Annotated in this window: 10 protein-coding genes; 4 read left to right on the top strand and 6 right to left on the bottom strand. The window is 68.3% G+C overall.

Annotation, left to right across the window (positions count from 1 at the left end; genetic code table 11):
* Positions 1-150: 150 nt before the first annotated feature.
* From ACFWFP_RS25190 to ACFWFP_RS25165, 6 genes are all read right to left on the bottom strand, one after another.
* On the bottom strand, positions 151-2,412 hold the full coding sequence (locus ACFWFP_RS25190) for an MMPL family transporter (RefSeq protein WP_379298883.1): 2,262 nt from the start codon (positions 2,410-2,412) through the stop codon (positions 151-153).
* Between the two features lie 148 nt (positions 2,413-2,560).
* Positions 2,561-3,736 carry a fumarylacetoacetase gene (gene fahA / locus ACFWFP_RS25185; RefSeq protein WP_379298927.1) on the bottom strand — a complete coding sequence of 392 codons (1,176 nt, stop codon included), beginning with the start codon at positions 3,734-3,736 and terminating at the stop codon, positions 2,561-2,563.
* 34 nt (positions 3,737-3,770) lie between these two features.
* Entirely contained in the window at positions 3,771-4,973 is a 1,203-nt protein-coding gene (locus tag ACFWFP_RS25180) for a homogentisate 1,2-dioxygenase (RefSeq protein WP_379298881.1), read from the bottom strand.
* A gap of 74 nt (positions 4,974-5,047) precedes the next feature.
* Entirely contained in the window at positions 5,048-5,857 is an 810-nt protein-coding gene (locus ACFWFP_RS25175) for an exodeoxyribonuclease III (RefSeq protein ID WP_379298879.1), read from the bottom strand.
* Positions 5,858-5,873: 16 nt separating this feature from the next.
* Complete coding sequence (locus ACFWFP_RS25170) at positions 5,874-6,839, bottom strand: GNAT family N-acetyltransferase (RefSeq protein ID WP_379298877.1); 966 nt, start codon at positions 6,837-6,839, stop codon at positions 5,874-5,876.
* Positions 6,829-7,419, bottom strand: coding sequence for a peptide deformylase (locus ACFWFP_RS25165; protein ID WP_378655757.1), 591 nt, complete (start codon positions 7,417-7,419; stop codon positions 6,829-6,831). Before ACFWFP_RS25165 ends, ACFWFP_RS25170 begins: the two co-directional genes overlap by 11 nt.
* A 172-nt stretch (positions 7,420-7,591) precedes the next feature.
* Between ACFWFP_RS25165 and ACFWFP_RS25160 the strand changes: the two genes are divergently transcribed.
* The 4 genes from ACFWFP_RS25160 (at position 7,592) to ACFWFP_RS25145 (ending at position 10,464) form a co-directional block, all read left to right on the top strand.
* Positions 7,592-7,918 carry a DUF3263 domain-containing protein gene (locus ACFWFP_RS25160; RefSeq protein WP_379298875.1) on the top strand — a complete coding sequence of 109 codons (327 nt, stop codon included), beginning with the start codon at positions 7,592-7,594 and terminating at the stop codon, positions 7,916-7,918.
* A gap of 42 nt (positions 7,919-7,960) precedes the next feature.
* Positions 7,961-8,524 carry a LytR C-terminal domain-containing protein gene (locus ACFWFP_RS25155; RefSeq protein ID WP_379298874.1) on the top strand — a complete coding sequence of 188 codons (564 nt, stop codon included), beginning with the start codon at positions 7,961-7,963 and terminating at the stop codon, positions 8,522-8,524.
* Between the two features lie 89 nt (positions 8,525-8,613).
* On the top strand, positions 8,614-9,309 hold the full coding sequence (locus ACFWFP_RS25150) for a superoxide dismutase family protein (protein ID WP_379298873.1): 696 nt from the start codon (positions 8,614-8,616) through the stop codon (positions 9,307-9,309).
* A gap of 12 nt (positions 9,310-9,321) precedes the next feature.
* A complete protein-coding gene (locus ACFWFP_RS25145) occupies positions 9,322-10,464 on the top strand; it encodes a glutamate--cysteine ligase (RefSeq protein WP_379298872.1) in 1,143 nt (380 codons plus the stop codon).
* Positions 10,465-10,488 lie beyond the last annotated feature (24 nt).

The following is a 10,488-nucleotide window of genomic DNA, read 5'->3' as shown; positions in this document are numbered from 1 at the left end:
CGATGGGAGGCCGTTGCTTGCTCCTTCGTCGCCTACGCAACGGCCTCCCATCGGCGGGACGGCCGCGAACCGCCGCTTCGCGGCGAGCCCCTCCTCGAGGTCGGGGCGTGCGTGGCTGGTTTGCAGTGTAGGCGGCGGCCTGAACGCTGGCTAACGGGTGCCGGATTCGGTCAGCTGGCGCTCGACCGGGGTCGGCAGGTCATCGGCTTCCTGCAATCCGAACTTGCTGTGCAGCGCCACCAGTGGCTTCGGTGCCCACCAGTTCCAGGTGCCCATCATCCGCATGAGCGCGGGGGCGAGCAGGCCGCGGATGACGGTCGCGTCGCTGATCACCGCCAGCGCGCAGCCGAGGCCGAACAGTTTCATCATCGACACGCCGGAGCTGGCGACGCCGAGGAACACGATGCTCATCAGCAGTGCGGCGGCGGTGAAGATGCGTCCGGTGCGGGCCACGCCCATCGCGACGGCTTCGGTATTGCCCTCGGTGGTCTTCGGCCCGGCCAGCCATTCCTCGCGGATCCGCGACAGCAGGAAGACCTCGTAGTCCATGGACGCGCCGAACGCCAGGCTGAACATGAGGATGGGCATGGCCAGGTTGAGGGTGCCGGTCGCGGTGAAGCCGAGCAGGCCCGACAGGTGGCCTTCCTGGAAGATCCACACCATCGCGCCGAACGTCGCCGCCAGCGACAGGATGTTGAGGATCAGCGCCTTCACCGGCAGCACCACGCTGCCGGTGAACAGGAACAGCAGCACCAGCGTGGTGAGCGCGATCAGCGCGCCCGCCAGCGGCAATTTGCCGGTGATCGCCTCGACCGAGTCCTGGTTCAGCGCGGCCGGGCCGGTGATCAGGGCCTGCGACGGCGCGGGAACGGCGCGCAGCGCGTCGAGTTGATCGCCGCCCGCGTCGGAGTAGGGATCGAGCGAGGTGGCGACCGACAGGTAGGCGCCGTGCTGCGGGTCCGTCATCTCGGGCACGCCCGCGGCCACCCGCATCCCGTTGCGATACACCGCCGCGCTGCTGAGCACGGCCGGTACGTCGGGCACCTTCGACAGATCGCGGGCGTAAGTATCGAGCTCGGCTGTGCTGCCCCGGAATTCGGGCAGCACGATGGTCGCGCTCGAGGCCATGTCGGCATCGAATTCGGTGCGCAGGATGTCGCCCACTTCGCGACTGGCGACACCGGGGGGCAGCGACCGGTCGTCGGGGTAGCCGAACTGGACACCGAGGAACGGCGAGCCGAGCACCAGCAGGAACGCGGTGGTGGCCAGCGCGATCGACATCGGACGCTTCATCACCGCGACGACGAGGCCGTACCAGAAGCTCTGGCGTGGTTCCTTTTCCGTCCTCGGGGCCAGCCGGAACAACCGGCGCATCGGCGCGCGCAGGTCGCCCGCGTCGATGCGATCGCCGACCAGGATGAGCAGGGCGGGCAGCACGATCACCGCGGCGGCCGCGGCGGCGGCGACCACGGCGATACCCGCGTAGGCGAAGGACTTGAAGAAGTACTGCGGGAAGACCAGCAGCGCCGAGAGCGAGAGCGCGACCACCAGCGCCGAGTACACGACGGTACGACCAGCGGTCTGGATCGCGCGGGTCACCGCGGCGGTCGGAGTAGCGCCCGCCGTCAGCTCTTCGCGATATCGGCTGACGATGAACAGGCTGTAGTCGATCGCCAATGCCAGCCCGAGGGCCGTGGTCATGTTCAGCGCGAAGATCGACACGTCGGTGAGCGCGGTCAGTACGCGCAGAATGCCCAGCGACGCCGCGATGGCGAACAGCCCGATCGCGACCGGCAGCGCGGCGGCCATGAGGCTGCCGAACACCAGCGCCAGCAGCAGGCCGGTGATCGGGATCGCGATCGCCTCGGCGATGATCAGGTCCTTGCTGATCTGGGTGTTGATATCGGCGAAGGAGGCGGCGAGCCCACCGGCCTTGACCGTGACCGGACCGCTCTCGACCTGGAGTTCTTCGCTCAGCTGGGCGGCCCGGACGGGCAGTTCGGCGTCGTCGCCCTCGATGCTGGCCAGGATGAGCGCGTGGGTGCCGTCCTTGCTGAGCATCGCCTGTTTGAGGTCGGGGCGCGCGGTCCAGTACGACTGGACACCGCTGACGATCTCGGGATGCGCGCCGAGGACGGCGAGCGCGTGGTCGGCGGCTGCGCGCGCGGCGGGCGAATCGGCGACGCCCTCGGCCGAGACCGTCAGCACGTAGTTGGGTTCACTGCCGGGGAAGTGGTCGCTCAGGTATTGGCTGGCCTGCACCGAATCGAGATCGGCGGTGACGAATCCACCCGATTTCATGTGCGAGTGCACGGTGGCGCCGATCGCGCCGCACAACACCATCAGCACCAGCGCGACCGCGACCACCCATCGTGGTCGGGCAACGGCGGTGCGGGCGATTCTCGTCAACATCGTCGGGTGCCCTCTGCTCGGAAACGTTCGAACCGTCACCGTATCCCGCGTCGAATTCTTTCCGATACCGCCTCGGGGTGGAGGTGGCTCGAGTATCATCTCCGCCCCTGGGTGGACGCGGAGGGGGTTCGCAACCGCTAGCGGTGCTTCAGGTGCCGCGTGCCCGCAGGATTCGGCCGCCGACCTCGCCGAGGCCGATGGGCCTGCCCTCGGTGCCCGGCGCGGTGGCGGTGATCGTCACCTCGTCGCCGTCGGCCAGGAATGTGCGGGTTTGCTCGTTCACCGTGATGGGTTGTGTTCCACCCCAGGACAATTCGATGAACGAGCCGCGTTGGGACGGCTCCGGGCCGGAGATCGTGCCGGAGGCGTAGAGGTCGCCGGGCCGGATCGAGGCGCCGTTGGCGGTGAGGTGGGCCAGCATCTGGGCGGGCGACCAGTACATGCGCGAGTAGGGCGGGCGCGCGACGACCTCGCCGTTCCAGGAGACGGTCAGGTCGATATCGAGGCCGAAGTCGCCGGTACCGCGCAGGTAGGGGAGGGGTGCTGGGTCCTGTGCGGGTAGCGGCACCCGGGCCCGCGTCAGCGCGGACAGCGGGGTGATCCAGGCCGAGAGCGACGTGGTGAACGACTTGCCGAGGAACGGGCCGAGCGGCTGGTACTCCCAAGCCTGGATGTCGCGAGCCGACCAGTCGTTGACCAGGGCGACGCCGAACACGTGCTCGGCGAATTCGTCGACGGAGACCGGTGCGCCGAGCGTGGAGCCGGAACCGACGACGAAGCCCAGCTCGGCTTCGATGTCCAGCCGCTGCGACGGGCCGAAATCAGGTGTGCCGGAGGCGGTCCGGCGCTGGCCTCGCGGCCTGACGACCGGGGTGCCCGAGACGACCACGGTGCCTGCCCGGCCGTGGTAACCCACCGGCAGGTGCCGCCAATTCGGCAGCAGCGGTTCACTGTCCGGACGGAACAGCCTGCCCAGATTGGTGGCGTGGTCGAGGCTGGCGTAAAAGTCGACGTAGTCACCGATCCGCACCGGCAGTGCCATTCGCACAGCGGACACGGGATATACGGCAGCAGCCGGCAGAGCCGTATCGGCGAGCGCGCGCACCCGCTCACGGACCTCACGCCAGCGGCCGGAACCCTGCGCGAGAAACGCGTTCATCTCGGGTTGAGCGAACACCGGATCATCCAGCAGCGCAGCCAGATCGAGCACCATATCGCCCAACCGGCAACCGACCCGGAAGTCGCCGTCAGGGGGTGCGAAAACGCCGTAGGGCATGTTCTCCGGCCCGAACAGCGAGTCGGCCGGTACTTCCACGCGCGACACCTGCGCGCCGCTCATCGGTGGCCGCCGCCCTGACTCATGCGAGCCCCGGCCCACGGCCGGACCAGGTCCACGCGTAAGCGGGATCTTCGCAGGCCAGCGCCCCTTCGCCGAGTTGCAGCGGCCGGAACGTATCCACCATCACCGCCAGTTCGTCGAAGAACTCCGCCCCGATACTGCGTTCGTAGGCACCGGGCTGTGGGCCGTGCGCGTAACCACCCGGATGCACCGAAACCGAACCCTGGGCGATACCGGAACCCTTGCGCGCCTCATAGTTTCCGCCGCAATAGAACATGATCTCGTCGGAATCCACATTCGAGTGGTAGTACGGCACCGGAATCGACAGCGGGTGGTAGTCGACCTTGCGCGGCACGAAATTGCAGACGACGAAATTGGTGGCCTCGAAGGCCTGATGCACCGGCGGTGGCTGATGAACGCGGCCGGTCAGCGGTTCGAAATCGGCGATATTGAACGTGTAGGGGTACAGGCAACCGTCCCAGCCGACCACATCGAACGGATGCGTCGCGTAGACCATCCTGGTGCCGATCACCTCGGTGCCCGCCCGGTGCTTGACCAGGACTTCCACCTCGGTGTCCTCGACGCGCAGCAATTCGAGCGGCCCGTGCAGATCGCGTTCGCAGTACGGCGAATTCTCCAGTAGCTGGCCGAATTTCGAGAGATAGCGCTTGGGCGGGGTGATATGACTCGACGCCTCGATCACATACGCGCGCAACGGTTCCTCGCCCATCGGCAGCCAGCGGTGGGTCGTCGCGCGCGGCATGAGGACCTGATCGCCCTGGTGAACCGGCACGATCCCGAACACGCTCTCCACCACGGCCGCACCGGATTCCACGTACACCAGCTCGTCGCCGATGGCGTTGCGGTACAGCGGGGACGCGCCCTTGGCGACCACGTACGAGATCCGCACATCGGCGTTGGCCAGCAGCAACCTGCGCCCGGTAACCGGGTCGGTCGTCGTTGCCGTATCGCCGGGGAACAGCAGCGGCAACCGCAGATGCCGGTGATGCAGTGGATGATTCGGCGTCAACGTCTGGTCGGGGAGCTCCCAGACGGTCGCGTCGACGATCGCGGGCGGCAGCGCGCGGTGATACAGCAGCGAGGAGTCGCCCGAGAACCCCTCCTCGCCCATCAACTCTTCGTAGTAGAGGTTGCCGCGCTCATCCCGATGCTGCGTATGCCGCTTCGGCGGCACCGACCCGACCCGGCGATAGAACGACATGAAAGCGCACCTCCCGCTACGTTGCAGGCTGAAACTTCTCCCTCCAACGTAACCGAGAATGCGCGGCGGGTCCGTCAGAATTCGGCGATCACCGGTGCGTGGTCGCTGGCGCCCTTGCCCTTGCGCTCCTCGCGGTCCACCGAAGCGTCCTTGATCTGGTCGGCGAGGGCGGGGGAGGCGAGGATGAAGTCGATGCGCATGCCCTCCTTGCGGGGGAAACGCAGCTGGGTGTAGTCCCAGTAGGTGTAGACGCCGGGACCGGGGGCGAACGGGCGCATCACGTCGCGGAAGCCGAGATCGAGCACGGACTGGAAGGCTTCGCGTTCGGGGGCGGAGGTGTGGGTCTTGCCGACGAACAGTTCCGGCGCCCAGACGTCGTCGTCGGTGGGGGCGATGTTCCAGTCCCCGACCAGCGCGATCTTCGCCGCCGGGTCGTCGGCCAACCAGCCCGCCGCCTTCGCGCGCAGCGTCGAGAGCCAGTTCAGTTTGTAGGTGTAGTGCGGGTCGGCGAGCGCGCGCCCGTTGGGGACATAGAGGCTCCACACCCGCACTCCGCCGCAGGTCGCACCGATCGCGCGCGACTCGACCACCGGCGATTCGATCAGCGAATCGCCCGCGTCCTTGTCGAAGCCGGGCTGGTCGGGGAACGCGAACTCGACATCGGTGAGCCCGACCCGCGACACGATCGCGACACCGTTCCACTGATTGAGGCCCACGTGCGCCACCTCGTACCCCGCGGCCTCGAACTGCTCGAACGGGAACTGATCGTCACGGCACTTGGTCTCCTGCAACGCCAGCACATCGATGTCGTGGCGGTCCAGAAAGGCGATCGCCCGATCGACGCGGGAGCGGATCGAGTTGACGTTCCAGGTGGCGAGACGCACGACAGCGATGGTCCTTTCAGGACTGATGACTTTGCGGGGCGGCGTAGCGGTAGGCGTGATGTTCGATGAAGCCGAGTTCGCGGTAGAGGGCGAGGGCGCCGGAGTTGCCCACCTCCACCTGGACGTAGGCGTGGCTCGCGCCCTGTTCGGCACCCCACCGGATCAGTTCGGCGCACAGCAGCGCGCCGAGCCCGTTGCGGCGGTGCGCGGTCGCTACGGCCACACAGGTGAGCCCGACCCAGCGTCGGCCGTCGGGGGCGGTGGTCACCGCGCCGCGCCCGATGGACAGGGGTTCGGGCAGGCCGAGCGAGGCGAAGCCGAGAACACCGTCCAGGACCGAGGTGAGCACGGCACGGTCGGGTTCGCGCACGGCCGGGTCGAGCGGGATCTCGCCGCGGTAGCGGTGCGTCCGCAGCCAGCCGTCCTCGGGCGCGTCGGTGATACGCACCATCGACGGCCCTTGCGGCAGGACGAAATTCGCGATGTCGAGACCGAGGACCACGGTCTCGCTCCAGGTGTTCCAGGTCGGCGGGACAGGAGCGAGCCGGTCGGGCAGTTGCAGCAACAGCGGCAACCCCTGACCGGTGTACCAGTCCGCGATCTTGTGCATGGTGTCGATCGACAACACCGCGGGCACACCCGACTCGCCCAGCGGCACAGCCGAATTCGCGCGCCCGGTGTAGCCGTTGCCCGCTCGCGCCAGCCAGCCGTCGATCCACAGATGCGCGCTGCCGGGCCAGGCCATGGCCGCCGCGGTCTCCAGCGACCGGATCTCCTTGGTGCGAATGGGCCTTGGCCCCAGCGCTTTCAAGGCGACAACGCGATCGGCGGACACCGAGACCAGCTCGCCCTCGACGGTCCGCACCGACGGCGGCGTCAGCGACACCAGCTCGCCGATCACGTCGGTGAGTGGCTGGGGATAACCGGCGGGCAGCTGGTACCGCATCACCACCCGGCGGCCGAGGGGAATGTCAGTCGTCATGGCCGAAGGGGTCGGGAACGGTGCCGGGGATCCAGCTCAAACCCGGTGTACCCCAGCCGTTTCGCTTGATGGCCTTCTTGGCGGCGCGGGCATTGCGGCCGATCAGCACGTCGACGTAGAGGAAGCCGTCGAGGTGGCCCACCTCGTGCTGGAGCATGCGCGCGAAGAAGCCGGTGCCCTCGAGTTCCACGGGCTCGCCGTTCTCGTCGGTCCCGGTGACCTTCGCCCAGTCCGCGCGACCGGTCGGGAACTGCTCGCCGGGCACCGACAGGCAGCCTTCCTCGTCGTCATCGGGGTCGGGCATGGTCTCGGGGATCGCCGAGGTCTCCAGCACCGGGTTCACCACCACGCCCTTGCGGCGTAGCGGATTGCCGGTGGCGTCGAAGTCGGGGCAGTCGTAGACGAACAGGCGCTTGCCGACGCCGACCTGATTCGCCGCCAGGCCGACACCCTTGGACTCTTCGAGAGTGTCGTACATATCCGCGATGAGCTCGGCCAGCTCCGCGGGGGTCTCCGTCACCTTCGCGGTGGGGTTGTGGAGAACGGGGTCACCGACGATCACGATCGGGAGAATTGCCATGGTCGCCATTATCGCCGCTGGCGCGGGCGGAGGATCGGCGGACCCCTGTGGGCCGCGCCACCCCTACTGGCCTTCAGTCAACACGCCGTGACATGGGTCGAAGGATCGGGGGAACCCGTGGTTGAATGACGACGGTATCTACCCATCTCGTGATACTCGGCGAGGGAGCAAGATGGACGGCGCAGCAGCTCGGCACATCGCGGAGGGCCTCACTGCGGGCGAACAGGATTCGGCCGCCGGCGAGAGCGCGGGTCTGAGTCGTCGCGAGCTCGACATCCTGGACTTCGAGCGCAAATGGTGGAAGTACGCGGGCGCCAAGGAAGACGCGATCCGCGAGCTGTTCAGCATGTCGGCCACCCGGTACTACCAGGTCCTCAACGCTGTCGTCGACTCCGACGCGGCGCTGGCCGCCGATCCGATGCTGGTCAAGCGGCTGCGCCGGCTGCGAGCGAGCAGGCAGAAATCGCGTGCCGCCCGCAAACTCGGCTTCCAGGTCTGACATGACGGCCACACACCCTTCGTTGCGGCTAGGGTTGGGCGGGTGAGCAACCCGAACCCCACCCCCGGCGGCCCGCCGTTGCGCGCGCTGGCGATGGTGTTGATCGCGCTGGCCATTGTCTTCGCCGGTCTGGGTGCGATGTCGCTGTCGAACTCCGATGCCGTGGCATCCGATGCGGAGCAGACCGAGACCACCACCTCCAGTGCGGTAGCGCAGGTGCCCGCCACCACGGCCGCGCCGAAGACCACCAGCGCGGCCGCCGCCCCGACCACGACCACGTCGTCCGCCGCACCGACGACGACCACCACCACCACCGCGCCCGCGACGGGCACCACGGATCAGACCGTGTCGGTGCGGGTGCTGAACAACAGCCTGGTCGCCGGCCTGGCCGCACGCACCGCGAGCGAACTGACCACCGCGGGCTGGACCAACGTGAGCACCGGCAACTACAGCGGTGAGAACCTGACCACCACCACCGTGTATTACGGCGGCGGCGCGCGCGACAAGGCCGCGGCCACCGAGATCGCCGAGCAGGTCGGCGGGACGGTCGCGCCCAAGACGGGGGACACCTCGCCGGGTGTCGTCGTCGTACTGACCGGTCGCTGAACCAGGCGCGGCACGCGGTGCCGTAGGCCATGTCGCCGCTGTGGCATCATCTTGAGCGGTATAGCCCCAGTCCGATAAGGAGTCCCCTGATGGCCACGTCGACAACTCGTCGCCCGTCCTGGCGCATTGTGACCCCGGTGCTCGCGGTCGCCGCGTTCGGGCTCGCAGCCTGCACCAACAGCCAGGAGTCGAGTGACGTCAAGGGCACCACGCCGCCGGTGTGGACCAGCTCGGCGGCGCCCGGGGGCGAAAGCGGCGGCCACGGTGGCGGTCACGCCGCACCGTCGGCGACCGCGGCTCCCGGCCACGGCGACGACCACGGTGGCGTGGCGGGCGGCCTGAAGGCCTCGCTCAAGAACGGTGCGGGCGCCGAGGTCGGCACCGCGACCATCGTGCAGGAGGGTGGCCACCTGGTCGTCACCGTCGAAGCGCGCGGTCTGACGCCCGGCTTCCACGGCCTGCACTTCCATCAGAACGGCACCTGTGAGGGCGACTTCGCCTCGGCCGGTGGGCATCTACAGGTCGGCGGTGCCACCGCGCACCCGGCCAGCGGTGACCTCACCTCGCTGCAGGTCGGCGCCGACGGCACCGCGAAGCTGGTCACCCAGACCGACTCGGTCACTCTCGACAACGTCAAGGGCAAGGCGCTGATCATCCACGGCGGTGCCGACAACTTCGGCAACATCCCGCCGCGCTACACGCGCGAGGGTGGCACCGGCCCGGACGAGACCACCCTGACCACCGGTGACGCGGGCGCCCGGGTGGCGTGCGGCGTCGTCGGTTAGCGAGACACACCCATGGCCGGGGCCTTCGAGCCGGTGTCGTTTCGCGGTTCGCCCCGGCCGACCATCGGCATCGAATGGGAGATCGCGCTCGTCGACAAGGTGTCGCGTGATCTGTCCAACACCGCCTCGGCGGTCTTCGACGCGGTCGGCGACCTGCGTGCCCACGACGGCACCCAGCAGGTCACCAAGGAACTGCTGCGCAACACGGTCGAATTGGTGACCGGTGTGCACGACACGGTCGGCGGCGCGGTCGAAGACCTGCACGGCACCATGAACGCGGTGCGGCGCGCGGCCGATCCGCTCGGTGTCGACCTGTTCTGCGCGGGCACCCACCCGTTCGCGGCATGGTCGGCCCAACAGCTCACGCGCTCACCGCATTACGACGAACTGATCGAACGCACCCAGTGGTGGGGCCGTCAGATGCTCATCTGGGGCGTGCACGTGCATGTGGGAGTGTCGCACCGGGACAAGGTCTTTCCGATCCTGAACTCGCTGCTGCTGTCGTATCCGCATCTGCTCGCGCTGTCGGCGTCCTCGCCGATGTGGTCCGGCGACGACACCGGCTACGCCAGCAACCGGGCGCTGATGTTCCAGCAGTTGCCGACCGCCGGGCTGCCGTTCCAGTTCGAGAACTGGCGCCAGTTCGAAGGTTTCGTGCACGACCAGATGAAAACCGGTGTGTTCGAACAACTCGGTGGCATGCACTGGGACATCCGGCCCGCGCCCAAGTGGGGCACCATCGAGGTCCGCGTCTGCGACGGGCTGTCCAGTCGGGCCGAACTGGCTTCGGTGGCCGCGCTGATCCACTGCCTGATCGTCGACCTCGACCAGCGTCTCGAGAACGGCGAGGAACTGCCGACGCTGCCGCCATGGCATGTGCAAGAGAACAAATGGCGCGCCGCGCGCTACGGGCTCGACGCGATCGTGATCGTCGACGACGCCAGCAATGAGCGTTTGGTCACCGACGATCTGATGGATCTGCTCACCCGGCTCGAGCCGACCGCGAAGCGTCTCGGCTGCGCCGACGAACTGGCCGCGGTGGCCGACATTCCCCGCCACGGTGCCTCCTACCAGCGGCAACGCCGGGTCGCCGCCCAGACACAGGGCGACATGGTCGCCGTCGTCGACGCGCTGGTGCGCGAGCTCGATCAGTAGCGTTCAGCTGCGCGGGGAGACGGC

It is taken from the genome of Nocardia sp. NPDC060249 (assembly GCF_042728755.1).
Taxonomy (GTDB): domain Bacteria; phylum Actinomycetota; class Actinomycetes; order Mycobacteriales; family Mycobacteriaceae; genus Nocardia.
This window is presented reverse-complemented; position numbering and strand designations above follow the sequence as displayed.

What these genes read in the sequence shown, in the direction of transcription:
- ACFWFP_RS25190 (WP_379298883.1), bottom strand. Translation starts at nt 2,412, where the DNA reads ATGTTGACGAGAATCGCCCGCACCGCCGTTGCCCGACCACGATGGGTG.
- ACFWFP_RS25180 (WP_379298881.1), bottom strand. Translation starts at nt 4,973, where the DNA reads ATGTCGTTCTATCGCCGGGTCGGGTCGGTGCCGCCGAAGCGGCATACG.
- ACFWFP_RS25170 (WP_379298877.1), bottom strand. Translation starts at nt 6,839, where the DNA reads ATGACGACTGACATTCCCCTCGGCCGCCGGGTGGTGATGCGGTACCAG.
- ACFWFP_RS25165 (WP_378655757.1), bottom strand. Translation starts at nt 7,419, where the DNA reads ATGGCAATTCTCCCGATCGTGATCGTCGGTGACCCCGTTCTCCACAAC.
- ACFWFP_RS25160 (WP_379298875.1), top strand. Translation starts at nt 7,592, where the DNA reads ATGGACGGCGCAGCAGCTCGGCACATCGCGGAGGGCCTCACTGCGGGC.
- ACFWFP_RS25150 (WP_379298873.1), top strand. Translation starts at nt 8,614, where the DNA reads ATGGCCACGTCGACAACTCGTCGCCCGTCCTGGCGCATTGTGACCCCG.
- ACFWFP_RS25145 (WP_379298872.1), top strand. Translation starts at nt 9,322, where the DNA reads ATGGCCGGGGCCTTCGAGCCGGTGTCGTTTCGCGGTTCGCCCCGGCCG.